This is a genomic window from Budvicia diplopodorum (assembly GCF_009800925.1).
Classification (GTDB): Bacteria; Pseudomonadota; Gammaproteobacteria; order Enterobacterales; family Enterobacteriaceae; genus Budvicia; species Budvicia diplopodorum.
Map to the genome: position 1 here is coordinate 1 of NZ_WOYF01000012.1, position 16626 is coordinate 16626.

Annotated in this window: 19 protein-coding genes; 5 read left to right on the top strand and 14 right to left on the bottom strand. The window is 46.2% G+C overall.

Going from position 1 to position 16626, the window contains the following annotated elements:
- The 10 genes from GVI43_RS11295 to GVI43_RS11340 all read right to left on the bottom strand — a co-directional run.
- Window positions 1–128, bottom strand: a 128-nt coding sequence (locus GVI43_RS11295; RefSeq protein ID WP_000031650.1) for a GTP-binding protein, incomplete at its 3' end; no start/stop codon positions are given.
- A 67-nt stretch (window positions 129–195) separates the two neighbouring features.
- Window positions 196–2304 (bottom strand): elongation factor G, encoded by a 2109-nt coding sequence (gene fusA, locus GVI43_RS11300; RefSeq protein ID WP_159566969.1) that lies wholly within the window; start codon window positions 2302–2304, stop codon window positions 196–198.
- 92 nt (window positions 2305–2396) lie between these two features.
- Window positions 2397–2867, bottom strand: coding sequence for a 30S ribosomal protein S7 (rpsG, locus tag GVI43_RS11305; RefSeq protein ID WP_159566970.1), 471 nt, complete (start codon window positions 2865–2867; stop codon window positions 2397–2399).
- Between the two features lie 96 nt (window positions 2868–2963).
- The gene (gene rpsL / locus GVI43_RS11310) at window positions 2964–3338 is read right to left on the bottom strand and encodes a 30S ribosomal protein S12 (protein WP_159566971.1); all 375 of its coding nucleotides are present in this window, start codon (window positions 3336–3338) and stop codon (window positions 2964–2966) included.
- Window positions 3339–3606: 268 nt separating this feature from the next.
- Complete coding sequence (tusB, locus tag GVI43_RS11315; RefSeq protein ID WP_159566972.1) at window positions 3607–3894, bottom strand: sulfurtransferase complex subunit TusB; 288 nt, start codon at window positions 3892–3894, stop codon at window positions 3607–3609.
- A gap of 9 nt (window positions 3895–3903) precedes the next feature.
- The gene (gene tusC / locus GVI43_RS11320) at window positions 3904–4263 is read right to left on the bottom strand and encodes a sulfurtransferase complex subunit TusC (RefSeq protein WP_159566973.1); all 360 of its coding nucleotides are present in this window, start codon (window positions 4261–4263) and stop codon (window positions 3904–3906) included.
- Between the two features lie 13 nt (window positions 4264–4276).
- Window positions 4277–4666, bottom strand: coding sequence for a sulfurtransferase complex subunit TusD (gene tusD / locus GVI43_RS11325; RefSeq protein WP_159567065.1), 390 nt, complete (start codon window positions 4664–4666; stop codon window positions 4277–4279).
- A 2-nt stretch (window positions 4667–4668) separates the two neighbouring features.
- Window positions 4669–5382, bottom strand: a complete 714-nt coding sequence (locus tag GVI43_RS11330) for a helix-turn-helix transcriptional regulator (RefSeq protein ID WP_159566974.1) — start codon at window positions 5380–5382, stop codon at window positions 4669–4671.
- A gap of 163 nt (window positions 5383–5545) precedes the next feature.
- A complete protein-coding gene (gene fkpA / locus GVI43_RS11335) occupies window positions 5546–6331 on the bottom strand; it encodes an FKBP-type peptidyl-prolyl cis-trans isomerase (protein ID WP_159566975.1) in 786 nt (261 codons plus the stop codon).
- 224 nt (window positions 6332–6555) lie between these two features.
- Window positions 6556–7557 carry an FKBP-type peptidyl-prolyl cis-trans isomerase gene (locus GVI43_RS11340; RefSeq protein ID WP_159566976.1) on the bottom strand — a complete coding sequence of 334 codons (1002 nt, stop codon included), beginning with the start codon at window positions 7555–7557 and terminating at the stop codon, window positions 6556–6558.
- A 154-nt stretch (window positions 7558–7711) separates the two neighbouring features.
- Here GVI43_RS11340 and GVI43_RS11345 point away from each other — a divergent pair, with 154 nt between their 5' ends.
- On the top strand, window positions 7712–7930 hold the full coding sequence (locus GVI43_RS11345) for a SlyX family protein (protein ID WP_211959090.1): 219 nt from the start codon (window positions 7712–7714) through the stop codon (window positions 7928–7930).
- Between the two features lie 75 nt (window positions 7931–8005).
- Here the strand turns inward: GVI43_RS11345 and slyD are convergent, their stop codons facing one another.
- The 3 genes from slyD to kefG form a co-directional block, all read right to left on the bottom strand.
- A complete protein-coding gene (gene slyD, locus GVI43_RS11350) occupies window positions 8006–8638 on the bottom strand; it encodes a peptidylprolyl isomerase (RefSeq protein ID WP_159566978.1) in 633 nt (210 codons plus the stop codon).
- 149 nt (window positions 8639–8787) lie between these two features.
- The gene (gene kefB / locus GVI43_RS11355) at window positions 8788–10629 is read right to left on the bottom strand and encodes a glutathione-regulated potassium-efflux system protein KefB (RefSeq protein ID WP_159566979.1); all 1842 of its coding nucleotides are present in this window, start codon (window positions 10627–10629) and stop codon (window positions 8788–8790) included.
- The gene (gene kefG / locus GVI43_RS11360; RefSeq protein WP_159566980.1) at window positions 10629–11180 is read right to left on the bottom strand and encodes a glutathione-regulated potassium-efflux system ancillary protein KefG; all 552 of its coding nucleotides are present in this window, start codon (window positions 11178–11180) and stop codon (window positions 10629–10631) included. The genes kefB and kefG overlap by 1 nt, the downstream gene beginning before the upstream one ends.
- Before the next feature lie 314 nt (window positions 11181–11494).
- On the opposite strand from kefG, the gene GVI43_RS11365 reads away from it, so the two are divergent.
- Window positions 11495–13417, top strand: coding sequence for an ABC transporter ATP-binding protein (locus GVI43_RS11365; RefSeq protein WP_159566981.1), 1923 nt, complete (start codon window positions 11495–11497; stop codon window positions 13415–13417).
- A gap of 66 nt (window positions 13418–13483) precedes the next feature.
- Here the strand turns inward: GVI43_RS11365 and GVI43_RS11370 are convergent, their stop codons facing one another.
- Window positions 13484–14086, bottom strand: coding sequence for a LysE family translocator (locus GVI43_RS11370; protein ID WP_159566982.1), 603 nt, complete (start codon window positions 14084–14086; stop codon window positions 13484–13486).
- Between the two features lie 101 nt (window positions 14087–14187).
- Between GVI43_RS11370 and GVI43_RS11375 the strand changes: the two genes are divergently transcribed.
- The 3 genes from GVI43_RS11375 to GVI43_RS11385 all read left to right on the top strand — a co-directional run bounded on the left by GVI43_RS11375 (window position 14188) and on the right by GVI43_RS11385 (window position 16365).
- Entirely contained in the window at window positions 14188–15171 is a 984-nt protein-coding gene (locus GVI43_RS11375; protein WP_246201839.1) for a hydrolase, read from the top strand.
- Window positions 15168–15416 (top strand): YheU family protein, encoded by a 249-nt coding sequence (locus GVI43_RS11380; protein WP_159566983.1) that lies wholly within the window; start codon window positions 15168–15170, stop codon window positions 15414–15416. The genes GVI43_RS11375 and GVI43_RS11380 overlap by 4 nt, the downstream gene beginning before the upstream one ends.
- Window positions 15417–15495: 79 nt before the next feature.
- Window positions 15496–16365, top strand: coding sequence for a phosphoribulokinase (locus tag GVI43_RS11385; protein ID WP_159566984.1), 870 nt, complete (start codon window positions 15496–15498; stop codon window positions 16363–16365).
- Window positions 16366–16626: the final 261 nt, after the last annotated feature.

Genomic DNA, 16626 nt, shown 5'->3' on the forward strand with positions numbered 1-16626 from the left:
TTACCGCCGTAGGTTTTAGCCAATACGGTAGTGATAGCAGCAGTCAGAGTTGTTTTACCGTGGTCAACGTGGCCGATAGTACCGACGTTTACGTGCGGTTTTGTACGTTCAAATTTTTCTTTAGACACGATTATGTTCCTTTACTCTATCCCCCTCTATCCGAGGGGGACTGGGATATTAATTTTTACCCGAGGCTTATTTAGCCTTACGAGCTTCGATGATTGCTGTTGCAACGTTGTTTGGTGCTTCATTGTACTTCAAGAACTCCATAGAGTATGAAGCACGACCTTGAGACTGTGAGCGCAGGTCGGTAGCATAACCAAACATTTCAGACAGTGGAACCTGAGCTCGGATAGTTTTACCCGTAGCAGTATCTTCCATGCCATCGATCATACCACGGCGGCGGTTTAAGTCACCGATAACGTCGCCCATGTAATCTTCTGGCGTTTCAATTTCAACTTTCATGATTGGTTCCAGCAGAACTGGTTTAGCCTTCATGAAGCCTTCTTTAAATGCCATAGATCCAGCGATTTTAAACGCAAGTTCCGAGGAGTCAACGTCATGGAAAGAACCGTCGAACAGCGAAACTTTCACGTCAACGATTGGATAGCCAGCCAGAACACCGCCTTTCAGCTGCTCCTGAACGCCTTTATCAACCGCAGGGATGAATTCTTTAGGAATTACACCACCAGAGATTTCGTTGACGAACTCGTAACCTTTACCACCAGATGCCAGCGGCTCAATACGGATCCATACGTGACCGAATTGACCACGACCACCAGACTGTTTCGCGTGTTTACCTTCTTGCTCAACGGAAGCACGAATTGTTTCACGGTAAGCAACCTGTGGTTTACCCACATTAGCCTCAACGTTAAACTCACGACGCATACGATCAACAAGAATGTCTAAGTGTAGCTCACCCATACCAGCGATAATGGTTTGACCTGATTCTTCATCACTCCAAACGCGGAATGATGGATCTTCTTGAGCCAGACGGCCCAGAGCAATACCCATTTTTTCTTGGTCAGCTTTAGTCTTCGGTTCAACTGCAACAGAGATTACTGGCTCTGGGAATTCCATGCGCTCAAGAATGATCGGATGATCTTCGGCACACAGGGTATCACCAGTGGTAGAATATTTTAGGCCGATAGCGGCTGCGATATCACCAGCACAAACTTCTTTAATCTCTTCACGCTTGTTTGCGTGCATTTGAACGATACGACCAAAACGCTCACGCTTATCTTTCACTGAGTTCAGAACGGTATCGCCTGAATTAACAACGCCAGAGTAAACGCGGAAGAACGTCAGGTTACCAACAAACGGGTCGGTTGCAATTTTAAATGCTAATGCAGCAAACGGCTCTTTGTCGCTTGAATGACGAACAGCTGGAGTATCTTTACCATCATTCAACATGCCGTTGATTGATTCAACGTCAGTTGGTGCAGGCAGATATTCAATAACTGCATCCAGCATTGCCTGTACGCCTTTATTTTTAAAGGCTGAACCACAGGTAACCAGAATAACTTCGTTATTCAGTACGCGCTGACGCAGAGCTTTCTTGATTTCTTCCTCAGTCAGCGTTTCGCCGCCCAAGTATTTATCCATTAGCTCTTCTGAAGCTTCAGCTGCCGATTCAACTAGATTCTGGTGCCATTCTTCGGCCAGATCTTTCATGTCAGCAGGAATTTCTTCATATTGGAAAGTTACGCCCTGGTCTTCTTCATTCCAGTTAATAGCTTTCATTTTCACCAAGTCAATAACACCGGTGAATTTTTCTTCTGCGCCAATTGCCAATTGAATTGGAACTGGGTTAGCAGCAAGACGACTTTTCAGTTGCCCAACGACGCGCAGGAAGTTCGCCCCCATACGGTCCATCTTATTAACGAACGCAATACGTGGAACTTTATATTTGTTAGCTTGACGCCATACGGTTTCTGACTGTGGTTGAACGCCACCAACAGCACAATAAACCATTACTGCACCATCCAACACACGCATTGAACGTTCTACTTCGATCGTGAAGTCAACGTGTCCTGGGGTGTCGATGATATTAACGCGATGCGCATCAAACTGCTTAGCCATACCAGACCAGAACGCGGTGGTTGCAGCAGAAGTGATAGTAATACCACGCTCTTGCTCTTGTTCCATCCAGTCCATAGTCGCTGCGCCATCGTGCACTTCACCGATTTTATGGTTTACACCGGTGTAGAACAGGATACGTTCGGTAGTGGTTGTTTTACCGGCATCAATGTGAGCACTGATACCAATATTACGATAACGCTCAATAGGAGTTATACGAGCCATTTTATTCCTCTATTACTAGGTCGTTCTTCAGATAACCCATGCGGGTCAACTTAAAAAGCGCCCGCATGGTTAGCATGACTACCGAAAAGGGATTACCAACGGTAGTGGGCGAACGCCTTGTTAGCTTCAGCCATACGGTGAACGTCTTCACGTTTCTTAACTGCAGTACCTTTGTTTTCTGCAGCATCAGACAGTTCATTCGCTAGGCGTAAAGCCATGGATTTATCACCGCGTTTACGGGCGGCTTCTACTATCCAGCGCATGGCAAGCGCATTACGGCGAACCGGACGAACTTCAACCGGCACCTGATAGGTAGAACCACCTACACGACGAGACTTAACTTCAACAGTTGGTCTTACGTTGTCCAGGGCAGTTTCAAAAGCTTCCAGGTGTCCTTTTCCAGAACGCTGAGCTAAGGTCTCTAACGCAGTATAGACGATAGCTTCTGCGGTAGATTTCTTACCATCTACCATTAAAATATTTACAAATTTGGCCAGTAAGTCTGATCCGAACTTAGGATCCGGCAGAATTTTACGTTGACCAATGACGCGACGACGTGGCATGGAAATACTCCGTTGTTAATTCAGGATTGTCCAAAACTCTACGAGTTTTATTTTGACATTAAGTTAAAATGTTTGGCCTTACTTAACGGGTAACCATTAAGCCTTTGGCTTCTTCACACCATACTTAGAACGGGATTGCTTACGGTCTTTAACACCTGAGCAGTCCAGCGCGCCGCGAACGGTATGATAACGCACACCAGGCAAGTCTTTAACACGACCACCACGGATCAGGATCACTGAGTGCTCCTGCAGGTTATGGCCTTCACCACCGATGTATGAAGAAACTTCAAAACCGTTGGTCAAACGTACACGACAAACTTTACGTAATGCAGAGTTTGGTTTCTTTGGAGTGGTAGTATATACGCGAGTACATACGCCACGTTTCTGCGGGCAAGCTTCCAGCGCAGGAACGTTGCTTTTTGCAACCTTCATTGTGCGCGGTTTGCGTACCAGCTGATTAATTGTTGCCATTAAAAAAAGCTCCTGGTTTTTACTTCGTAAACACGTGATAAATCGATCCCTTAGCAAAGGGTACACTGAGGGACGCAAAATTTTATGGCTGAAGCGGTGAAGTGTCAAGAAATATACAGCTATAGTCGGCTAACAGGACCATATATTTCTTATTTTGTTTAATATCGCTGGATAATATGGCGAATAACAAAAGAAAAGCCCGATTGGTTATCTCATATCTTGTATTTAGAACTAATGAATAATGTTTTATCACGTTTCAAATGGCGTTCTACCAAAACATCTGCTGTCGGTGATGAGTAGTGAGTTCCACAAAACCAGTATAGTTAATCAATTTGATATGACCATCTACCCTATGTTGCAACCCTCTGGCTAGAATATCTTCGCTTAAGGCGTATACCGGAACACCCATATTTAAAAGCGATGAAAGGAGCCGATTTCCAGAAACTACGGACGTTACGCCATCTTGAAGCAGCAGGATACCATCGTTGCTTCCAATGCTTTGCAGCAACGCATCAATATCAATTTGGTATAAAGAGTGTGATACGGTATGCAGCACGGATATTCCTTAAAAAGTAAGAACAACGTCATAAGAAGACAGCCGCTCTCGCATCTGTTGGCTATTTAAGCGCTCGGCATCCAGCACCAGATCGATATCATGGCTCAATCCTCTAACGCATAAAGAATCGGTACAGATGAAGCAATCATCGATATCATACAAAGCCAGCACGCCAAATGTCGCTATGTAATTACGCGATAATATAGTTTCAGGCTGCTGCTGAGTCAAAAGCTGGAACACACCGTCAGACAGAAAAAATAACCCAATATCCTCGGTCAAGGCTGACGTAGCCAAAACGGCATCCAAACCCTCTCGCCCACCGGAAGTGCCGTGTGGAGCATGAGTAAAGACAAAAGCAATCTTCTTCATTATTATTGGCTACCTAAAACTGAATCACACGGTCACAGGTCAGCATAGCTTCAGCCAATGCGCCTAGGCCACTCAGCATAAATCCCGACTGTAAATTGGCGCTTGTTAATGCCTGACGTAATTCTGCTTCCTGCCGATCGATCACGCCACGCCTTAAGGCGGCAGCGATACAGACATTCAGAATGATGTCCTGTTGTTCAGCCAGCCTTTGCCACGCCCTGACTAAATCAAATTCATCACTGGCCGGTGAGGCTAACTGATTCGCGTTATGGATACCCTCACGATAGAAAAAAATGCTGTCTATCTGATGCCCTTCTTGAACTAAAGCCTGAGAAAACTGATAAGCACTGGTTGCCTGCTGAGTTCCATATGCAGGCCCGGTAACTAGCAGAACATAACGCAATTTCACCGCTCGTTTCCTGAAAAGTCACCGTTTTTAAACTGACGGATATAAAGATATACCGTATGTTTTGAAATGTTCAGACGATCGGCGACCTGATTAATAGAATCTTTAATATCAAAAATACCTTTTTCATAAAGATTAAGGACAATCTGGCGATTCTTAGCATTATTGGATACGTTACGATCGGCATTAATCTCTTCAATACTGAATTCAAGAGTTTGAGCAACCAGATCGTCAACCGATGACGCAAAGTTCACATTCGAATGGACGTCATTGGTTTCAGGCGGTAAAAATGTCTGCATAATTTGGGAGAAAGGCACGTCGAGATTCATATTGATGCAAAGCAGGCCAATCACGCGGCGATCTTTATTACGTATAGCTATCGTCAGTGACTTCATTAATGAGCCACTTTTTGCCCGGGTAAAATAAGCTTTAGAAACGCTACTGTCATCATGAGACATTGCATGCAACATGCGAAGCGCCATGTCAGTAATGGGAGATCCTATTTTACGACCGGTATGCTCGCCGTTAGCAATACGCACCGCTGAACATTTTAAATCGTCAAGGGAGTGTAGGACTATCTCGCAATGGGAGCCAATCAGCATTGCTAGCCCATCAACCACTGACTCATACGACTTGAGGATTTGGTGATCCTCAGAAGAAAATGGTTTTTCATCCAAAGGTTCATACTCGCTTGATAGTTCCGAACTCGGCATTGCCCTTTCTCCAAAAATTTAGTCTATGTTGGTCCTCAGACAAAAAAGAAACCTGGAGACTTTTTTCAATAAGTCATTCTACTCTAACAAATACCACAATAACTCAGTAAATAAAAAAACCGCAGGATTTCTCTTGCGGTTTTTTATGGTTCAGTCGGAGGACTTATTTAGGCTCTGGCGCTTTAACTTCTGCTTTAATGTCTAAAAGCTCAACGTCAAATACCAAAGTTGAACCCACAGGAATGCCGTCTACTGCATTATCGCCGTAGGCTAAATCTGCAGGAATAACTAACTTGATTTTACCGCCTTTCTTAACGTGCTTCAGGCCTTCAGTCCAGCCAGGGATCACGCCGTCTAGACGGAAAGTCGCAGGCTGGCCTCGGGTATAAGAGCTATCAAACTCAGTACCGTCAACTAAGCTACCTTTGTAGTTAACCACAACGGTGTCACTGCTCTTTGGCGCATTACCAGTACCAGCGGCTTCCACTTTATACATCAAGCCAGATTCAGTTTTCTTAACGCCAGCCTCTTTTACGAATTTAGCGCTGAACTCTGCACCCTCATTTTTGGCTTTCTCTGCTGCTTGTACCTTAATACGCTCTTCGAATGTCTGTAAAGACTGCTCAATTTCATTATTACCTAGCTTACTTTTGTTAGCGAAAGAGTCTTCGAAGCCCGCCTGAATTTGAGTACGATCTAAGACAACGCCTAATTTATCCTGCTCTTTCAGTGAGTTATTAATATAACCACCTAAAGACGCACCCAGCGCATAGGCTGCTTTTTGATCTTCACTTGCAAACTTTTCCGGAGATGTCGCATCTGCAGGCGTAGTTGCTACGGGTGCCGCTATCGCTGGAGTTTCTGCTTTAGGCTTTGCTTCTTCGGCCATCGCACCAGTTGCCAAAGCCATGGTAGTGGCTAATAGCGTTATTTTAAATAATGATCTCATCTACTTCTCCAGTGATAGAAAAATGTTCCACAGTAAAAAATTAAAATCCAAACGTTAAATATAAGGTTCTTGATTCAACGAATTTATGTTCGACAGTAAAAATAGAATTGGTTCATGACAATAGTTGCTTTATTAGTCAGGAATCACTTTACATATCATTCAAGTCAATAACTCAGCAAAAACCCAAGTAAATGACACCGCAGCAGTTGCTCATGCATGAGTAATTACTTAGATTTACTGCTATTAGCCTGCAATACTCTAATTTCAAAAATCAGAGTCGCGTTTGGTGGAATTTTCGGTAAGGCACCTTTAGGTCCGTATCCCTGCTCAGAAGGCACAACCAGTTTGATCTCACCCCCTCTTCCTGCCAGTTGAATACCGCTGCGCAGAGCAGGAATGACATCACTGACTTTTAACGTAATTGGCTGAGCCGTTTTCTCAAATGTCTGGCCGCTCACCAACGTACCGACCAGTTCAATCTCAACAACATCAGTTGCTTTAATTGCAGCACCGCTACCCTGGGTGATAATCAAATAAAGTAAACCTGACCTACTTTTTTTCACGCCATCTTGCTGTGCAAATTCAGCCTGATAAGCACGACCTATTTCTAATTCACGCTGGGACTCTTGCTCGAATTTAGCTTGATTCAGAATATTAACCTGCTCATCAAAGGCAGACATGGTTTTTTGGATAGTTGCATCATCCATCTTTATATCTTTCTTAAATGCATCAACAATACCGGCAATAACGATTTGAGGATCTAAGGTGATATGCAGTTTTTGCTGCTGAACCATATTTTCTTGTAGATATCGGGCTAAGGTAACGCCACTGGCATAAGCGCGCTTTTGCTCTTCGCTATCCAGAGTAAATTTTACCGGTGCCAGCGCCGATGTTTCTAGCTCTTTGCTTACAGGGGTTGCAACCGGAAGAGTGTTTTTAGCATCTGGAGATGCTTGAAGCGCGTCAGCAGAAGCTGCAGGCGCTTGAACAGCCGATGTCGTTGCCGTCTCGGTTACGAGTTTGTCAGTAGTGGATGCCGCCACCGGAGCATTCACTTGCTGTGCGCTATTTCCTTCGGTTGATGACTTGAGCGGCTGTTCCGCTTGAACGGCCTCTGGGGCATTTTGCTCTTTATTATCAACAGCCTGATTTGCAAATGTGCTAAATACAGGAAGCGTAAACAGAACCACCCCGGCTGCATACAGCTGCTTAGTAAAAAAAGACATCAATATATTCCTCGTGTTTCATTGTAGAATAAAGCTATCAATGTTCATTTCTGCCGCCATCACAAAGTATGGTAGCTCCTTAATGAATGTGCACATTAATATCATATTCACCGTACAAGATTAATCATTATTCACCGGGGACAAGATGCCAAAGATGGACACTGACGAACTACTACAACGCTTAGAGTTATTGGAAAGCAGACAAGCTTTCCAAGAAGTGACTATCGAAGATCTGAATCAAACAATCATCCAGCATCAATGGGAAATCACGAAACTCCGCGAACAGTTACGATTACTGACCGATAAACTAAAAGCATCACAACCATCGATGATTGCATCACAGTCAGAAGAAGTTCCACCGCCACACTACTAACTCTCTTTAACGGTTAAACGTTAACAAAAATGGCAGCTTTAATAAGCTGCCATTTTTTCAGTTTACCGAGGGAAATTAATGGCTACAGCCACATCCGCCGTTACCTTTTCCACCACAACCGCCAGCACCATGTTCATAGCCGTGATCGTGGTCATGGTCGTGCCCACCGCCACCGCAGCAACCGCCGCCTTCGCCGTGTTCATGACCGTGACCGCCACAGCAGCCACCTTCGCTGTGGTCATGTTCACCATGTACATGACCATGAGCTAACTCTTCTTCGGTTGCTTCACGAATAGCGATAACTTCAACGTTGAAATTCAGATTCTGGCCAGCCAACATATGGTTTCCGTCAACCACTACGTGGTCGTCTTCAACTGCTGTAATTTCAACGGGAACCGGACCCTGATCGGTATCAGCTAAAAAGCGCATACCAACCTGAAGCTCTTCAACGCCCATAAAAACGTCTTTAGGAACGCGTTGAACCAGCACGTCATCATAGTTGCCGTATGCTTCATTGGCAGGAACAAAAACATCAAAGCGATCGCCAACGCTATGTTCTTCTAATGCTTTTTCTAAGCCAGCAATCAAAGAGCCATGTCCATGCAGATAATCCAACGGTGCACTCACCGGAGATTCATCAACTAATACGCCATCTTCTGTACGAACCTGATACGCCAGGCTGACCACTAGGTCTTTTGCTACTTTCATGATTACTCCTAACCGTTGAAACTAAATTTCCGCTGATTGTAGCTGAAATCAACGGCGCTGTACTCACTGAGATAAAAATTTAGGCAACTTTATATTACTAAGTATGATGAATGTCGAATATTCATTTACGTTAATCTGCGATGCAGCCATCACTCTAAAGCGTCATGCTGATTGTCTTGAATCTCTTCATCGAAATCCCAACCGTCAGACAGCTTGCTCTCATGCTGCATCTCACGCTGAAAAAGACTTTCCAACTCACGCCGGGCTTCTGCAACTCGGGATATCTGTTGAACTTCGCCCTGACGATTAGGCGCTAACTCGCGCAACATATTCTCATCTAGGCGCTTAAAGTGTTGCTGAGCGCGATAAGCCTGATGAGGGTGCATGCCTAGATTAATTAGCGCCTTACGACTTAACTCTAGCGCACTGGCAAATGTCTCACGGGCCAGTAGTTCCACGCCCACGTTTAATAGCTCATGGGCTTCAACCCGCCCTCTGGCGCGTGCAAGAATAGATAAATTAGGAAAATATTGCTGACATAGTCGAACAATAATCATGGTCTCTTCTGGCAAATCGCTGGCAATAATAATGGCTTTTGCCTTTTCGGCTCCCGCAGCCCTGAGAAGTTCCAGCTCGGTTGCGTCACCGTAGTAAACCTTATACCCATAGCTTCGCAATATACTCACCTGACTGACGTCCCGCTCTAGCACGGTCAGGCGAATTTCATTGGCCATTAATAACCGACCCACTACCTGCCCAAAGCGCCCAAAACCAATGATAATCACCTGAGGTTCATCATCTTCTACGTCCGCTTCTTGAGCACCTTCGTCGGGCTGGTTATAGCGTCGCGCTAAAATTCTATCGACGAGCTGCATCAGCAAAGGCGTCGTCATCATAGAAATCGTCACCACAACCAATAACATGGCTATTTGGTCGACGTTAAATATCTTTTGGGCCTGAGCCGCAGCAAAAAGCACAAAGGCAAATTCTCCACCCTGGCTTAATACCGCGGAAAACTGTAACCGTTCGGAGCGTTTAATGCCGAAACTACGGGACAGCACATACAATACGACGCCTTTAACCAGCAATAAAATAAAGACACCGGCCAAAACCTGCAAAATATGAGAGTAGAACACGCCAAGATTCAGAACCATGCCGACCGAGATGAAAAATAGCCCCAGCAGTAGCCCTTTGAACGGTTCGATCGCGACTTCTAATTCATGCTGATATTCACTTTCAGCCAACAGTACTCCCGCAAGGAACGTTCCTAATGCCATAGAAAAGCCAATCTCTTGCATTAGCACTGCGGCACCTAACACAACTAACAAAGCGGTCGCGGTAAAAACTTCGCGAATGCCCGACGAGGCTACGTAGCGGAAAAGAGGTTTCAATAAATAGCGACAGCCGAGAACTAATATAGCCAGCCCCAACACCTTACTGAGAATCGTAAACCAGTCCGCATCACCATTCCCCTTCCCCGCAAGAATAGGAACTAACGCTAACGCGGGAACAACGGCCATATCCTGAAACAGCAAAACGGCAAAACCAGCCTGGCCGCCTTCATTCCCCTGCATACCCTTTTCTTTCATCAGTTGCAGCGCCATTGCTGTTGATGACATAGATAACCCAAGAGCGCCAACAATCGCCGCGGAAAAACCAAAACCGGCCCAGTAAAGCAAACCGCACAGAATAGCCGCGGTTAACAGGACCTGAGCGGTTCCCAGCCCAAAAATAGGCTTTCTCATCTTCCAGAGCTTCGCCGGATTAAGTTCCAGACCGATGACAAACAGCAGTAGCACCACGCCCATCTCAGAAAAATGCAGGATTTCATCCACATCATTGATCAGCCTGAATCCCCACGGGCCAATGACGATGCCCGCAATTAAATAGCCCAAAACGGCGCCAATCCCCAACCGACGGGCAAGAGGCACCATTAAAACGGCCACGAACAGGAAAAGTAATACGGCAATCAACTGCGGAGACGTTTCCATTATTCAATCTCCTCAGTCAGTGATGAATTCAGCCACTGAGCGTATTCAAGCGCATGCTGCTGTAGTTCAGTTCCCTCAATTCGCCGCGCTCGGTAAACGATCAGTGGAGAAACCCACACCATACCGCAAGCTTTGGCCATAATTTTGAACGGCAATAAAATATCGTCCAGTGAATAGCCCACAACGCCACCGGTTTGATAGCTGGCTTCAGTCGCTCCCGCAGTGACAACCAGACGAAACGTTTTACCCGAAAGTTCACTGGCCCCTAAGCTACCGGTAAACTGTAGGTTCAGAACCCGATCGATCCACTCTTTCATCAACGCCGGACAGCTATAGGTATGAATGGGAAACTGGAATACGATAGTGTCATGCTCTCTGAGCATTTGATGTTCCCGATGAACATTGATGAAAAAATCGGGGTAATAAGCATAGAGGTCACGGACAATAACGTTATCCAGATTTCTGACAACCTTTAATAAGGCCCGGTTCGCTACCGAACGTTTTGGTTCAGGATGAGCATATAAAATAAGAGCCTTGGGTAATTGCGACATTTTTGCTTCCCCTAAACATCGTCATCATTAGAATTTTCCGCTACCATGCATGACCTATAAATTACCAGCGACAGAAACTGCAGTGACATATCATCGCCGCACACGGTAAGTTTAGTTAAAGTATTCGCATGTTGATAAATGATAGCATTGAAAAATAGGCTTTTATTAAAAAACTGATTTCTTTATCCGAAACCCGATCGGTTCGGAAAAGCGCTTTTATCAATAAACGGTTAGCGGCAATAAACCAAGGCCAAATCAGGTCCGTTGCCCTTCCGATTAATAACCCACTGACTGATAACCTGATACGTGGCCCTATGATTGTATTTTCTTCATTGCAGATCCGACGCGGTGTAAACGTCTTACTTGATAACGCAACAGCAACAATTAATCCCGGGCAAAAAGTGGGCCTGGTAGGAAAAAACGGCTGCGGCAAATCAACCCTGCTTTCGTTACTAAAAGGTGAGTTATCCGCAGATGGCGGTAGCGCCACGTTCCCGAGCAACTGGGCAATGTCTTGGGTCAATCAGGAAACGCCGACATTAGAAATTCCCGCCGTTGAATACGTGATTGACGGAGACAGAGAATACCGCCAACTAGAAAAAAATCTGTCTGAAGCCAATGAAAAAAATGACGGCCATGCCATTGCCGTCGTTCACGGTCAGCTAGACGCTATCCAAGCGTGGACCATTTACCCCAGAGCATCGAGCCTATTGCACGGGCTGGGATTTTCCCAAGAGCAGCTCCAGCAGCCGGTCAGCGCTTTCTCCGGCGGCTGGCGAATGCGTTTAAACCTCGCACAGGCCTTACTTTGCCGTTCCGATCTTTTGCTGTTGGATGAACCAACCAACCACTTAGATTTAGACGCCGTGATCTGGCTGGAAAAATGGCTAAAAAGCTATACCGGCACGCTTATTCTTATTTCTCATGACCGGGATTTTCTTGATCCGATCGTGGATAAAATTTTGCATATCGAACAACAGCAGATGAATGAGTACACCGGCAATTACTCATCGTTTGAGCGCCAGCGGGCCACTAAGCTGTCACAGCAACAGGCGCTTTTCCAATCACAGCAGGAAAAAGTAGCCCACCTGCAAAGCTATATCGACCGGTTTAAAGCCCAAGCGACCAAGGCTAAACAGGCCCAAAGCCGGATAAAAATGCTAGAACGCATGGAGCTGATTGCCCCGGCCCACGTTGATAACCCGTTCAGCTTCAGTTTCCGCCAGCCGGAAAGCTTACCAAATCCGTTATTGCGGATGGAAAAGGTCAGCGCCGGATATGCCGACAAAACCATTCTGGAATCAATCAAGCTCAATCTGGTTCCGGGTTCCCGTATTGGCCTGCTTGGTCGTAACGGTGCAGGTAAATCAACCCTGATTAAACTTCTGGCCGGAACGCTGGCTCCTCAACGGGGCGAGATTGGTTTAGCCAAAGGGATCAAACTGGGCTACTTCGCTCAGCACCAGTTAGAAACGCTGAGAGCCGATGAATCGCCGTTACAACACCTCAGCCGGCTGGCACCGAAAGAGTATGAACAACAGCTTCGTGACTATTTGGGCGGCTTTGGGTTTCGTGGCGATAAAGTGACGGAAAATACCGAGCGTTTCTCCGGCGGAGAAAAAGCCCGTTTAGTTCTGGCTTTAGTTGTCTGGCTGCGCCCGAACCTACTCCTGCTCGATGAACCAACTAACCACTTAGACCTCGACATGCGTCAGGCACTGACTGAAGCTCTGATTGATTTTGAAGGCGCGCTGGTCGTCGTTTCCCATGATCGTCATCTACTGCGCTCCACCACCGATGAGCTGTATCTGGTCCATGATAAAAAAGTCGAGCCTTTTGATGGCGATCTCGAAGACTATCAGCAATGGTTAGCCGACTTACAGCGCCAAGAATCACAGCCAGAAGAAGGCAGCAAAGAAGTCACCGCCAATAGCGCTCAGGCCCGTAAAGACCAAAAGCGGCGTGACGCAGACTTCAGGGCTCAAACCCAGCCTATTCGTAAAAAGATCGACAAACTGGATGCTGAACTGGAAAAACTCAGTAAACAGCTGAATGATATTGAGCAATCCCTCTCTGACAGCGCGATTTATGAAATGGAGAAAAAATCGGAGCTAACCACGCTTTTACAACGGCAGGTTACGATTAAATCTACGCAGGAAGAGCTAGAAATGATCTGGCTGGAACTTCATGAGCAGCTCGAAGAAATGACCACCGAGTTCAACCAGTGTCTCGAGTGATACTCACTAAAGAAGGTGCCGCTGTGCACCTTCTTATTTAGGAAAGCGGATCATCAGTGATATGCGTTAAATCCAGATAAAGACAACGCACCCGGCCGTTAGTATACCCATACAGAAATTAAAAATAGCCCACGACTTACGGCTTTGTAGCAAACGGCTGATGGCCGTGCCGAAGCCCATCCAGACGGCACCTGCAACAATATTCACCGAACACATGGCAATACTAATAGCAATAATCGACGCGCTGTAATGCGTACCGGCCAGACTGTAACTGGCAACCGACCCAATGCCCATTAACCATGCTTTGGGGTTTAAAGCCTGCAATAACAGACCTTGATATAAACGTACCGGCTTAGCAGCCCCGCTATTGGTTTCCAACTTTTCATAACGGGAAGTGGCTATTTTCCACGCCAGCCAGATCAAATACAGACTACCCAATATCTTTAAAGCCAGATGCAGTTGAGGATAAGCCGTAATAATACCGCCAACCCCGGCAGCCACCAGCAATAGCAACAGCTGCATGCCGACCATAATCCCGAACATTAAAGGTAAAGAACGGACAAATCCGAAATTCGCCGTCGATGAAGTCAACAGCATATTGTTAGGGCCGGGAGTGATTGCCGCAATCCACAAAAATATTAACATTGAAAGAAACCAGCTTAACTCCATTTTGTGCAACCCTTCGCTTTTCGAATATGTTTTGTCATTCCATTCAAGCTAACAGTGTGATATTGATCGCACAAGACCCCTTGAGTGAATTTTATTGAGTTATGGATGCACAATCATTTCAGCCCATGAGGGGAACGGCTAACCCCCATCTACAAACCTTACTTCCGCGGCTATTTCGGCGAAAAATAAAACAACAACCTTTTTGGCAACGTCTGGAGCTACCGGACGGAGATTTTCTCGATCTGGCGTGGAGCGAAGACCCTGAACAGGCATGCCATAAGCCAAGGCTGGTGTTGTTTCACGGATTAGAAGGCAGCGTCTACAGTCCTTACGCACACGGTTTACTGGATATCTGTAGACGGCTCAATTGGCTCGGCGTAGTAATGCATTTTCGCGGCTGTAGCGGCGAACCCAACCGAATCAGCCGGGCTTATCACTCAGGAGAAACCAGCGATGCCCGTTTTTTCCTAAACTGGCTGCAAGAAAGCTTCGGTCAGGCGCCTACCGCCGCCGTCGGCTATTCTCTGGGCGGCAACATGCTGGGCTGTTATTTAGCAGAAGAAGGTGTGAACGTGCCGTTGCAGGCTGCGGTGATGGTCTCTGCGCCCTTGATGCTTGGCTCTTGTTCACAGCATCTGGAGCAAGGACTTGCCCGAGTCTATAATCGCTATTTGGTCGGCCAGCTAAAACAAAGCACCGAACGCAAATTAGTCCGCTATCCTCAAAGCCTGCCTTTACCGGGCTTAGCCTTAAAGCATATCCGTTCGTTGCGAGAGTTTGATGACGCGGTTACCGCACCGCTCCACGGGTTCAAAGATTCATCCGACTATTACCAACGTTGCAGTGCATTACCCCTGTTACCCAAAATTCGTATCCCGTTACTGATTATTCATGCTAAAGACGATCCGTTTATGGCTGCGGACGTTATTCCTGACTGGGGCAATCTGCCAGACAACATTGAATATCAGCTCACCGAACACGGTGGACACGTAGGCTTCGTCAGCGGTACGTGGAAAAAGCCCGAGATGTGGCTAGAACAACGAATACCTGAATGGCTAAGCGCTTATCTGGAGAAAACAATATGATTATTCCATGGAGCGACGTAGCTCCGGAAACCCTTGACAGCATTATCGAGTCTTTTGTTCTGCGTGAAGGCACTGATTACGGTGAGCATGAAAAGTCCCTCAGCCAGAAAGTTGACGACGTTAAACGACAGCTAAAAAACGGTGATATCGTTCTGGTCTGGTCAGAATTACATGAAACAATTAATATCATGCCCAAAGGCCAGTTCAATGACGGTGATGAAGAACAGACAGAACAGATGTATTAATCATTAAAAAAAGGTGGTCAATCCACCGCCCTGCTGAACGATGTTCTACCCATAGCAATAAAATAAAGGAATCAGGCCAATGTCAGCAAAGTATCCGATTATTGCGGTTACCGGCTCAAGCGGCGCCGGTACCACCACCACCAGCCAAGCCTTCCGTAAAATATTCCAACAGCTAAAGCTGAACGCGGCCAGAATAGAAGGCGATGCCTACCATCGCTACACTCGCCCCGAAATGGATGCTGAAATACGAAAAGCCCGCGAGCAAGGCCGCCACATTAGCTATTTCGGCCCCGAGGCCAATGACTTTGCGCTGTTAGAAAGCAGCTTTGTCGAATATGGGGCAACCGGCACCGGACGCACCCGGAAGTACCTGCACACCTATGACGAAGCCGTACCCTATAACCAAATTCCGGGTACGTTTACGCCATGGCAACCACTACCTGAATCAACAGATCTACTCTTTTATGAAGGTCTGCACGGCGGAATTGTCACTGCACAACACAACGTTGTACAACACGTTGACCTGTTAGTCGGCGTGGTGCCTATCGTTAACCTAGAGTGGATACAAAAGCTTATCCGAGACACCGTTGAGCGAGAGCACTCTCGCGAAGCGGTCATTGATTCCGTTGTCCGTTCAATGGATGACTACATCAACTACATCACACCACAGTTTTCCCGTACGCATATTAACTTCCAACGAGTCCCGACGGTGGATACATCCGATCCATTCTCAGCTAAAAGCATTCCGACCATGGATGAAAGCCTGGTGGTAATCCATTTCAGAGGGCTCACCGGCATCGATTTCCCCTATTTATTGACGATGCTTCACGGTTCGTACATATCTCAAACGAACACGTTGGTCATCCCCGGGGGAAAAGTCGGGCTGGCGATGGAGCTGATTATCACACCGTTAATTCAACGGCTGCGGGAAGGCCGGATTTTGGAATAACGGATCGTAGTTAAAATGAGCAAATAATCAGGTATTGAATCGATTACCCCTCATTTCCATAAGACAATACGAGACTCTTTAGCTAACCTGTGTTACAACCATATGGCAGAACAAGTACATAAAATAAGTTATGCCTAGACAATGCAAAATGGGTAAATACCTCTTATTCTATTATGCATCGTCTAAGATTATGGCGCTCACTTAGCAAATAATTATGCTCTGGAGCGGGCTAGGTTTCGGCGAGCGAATGGCTTTGCTGTT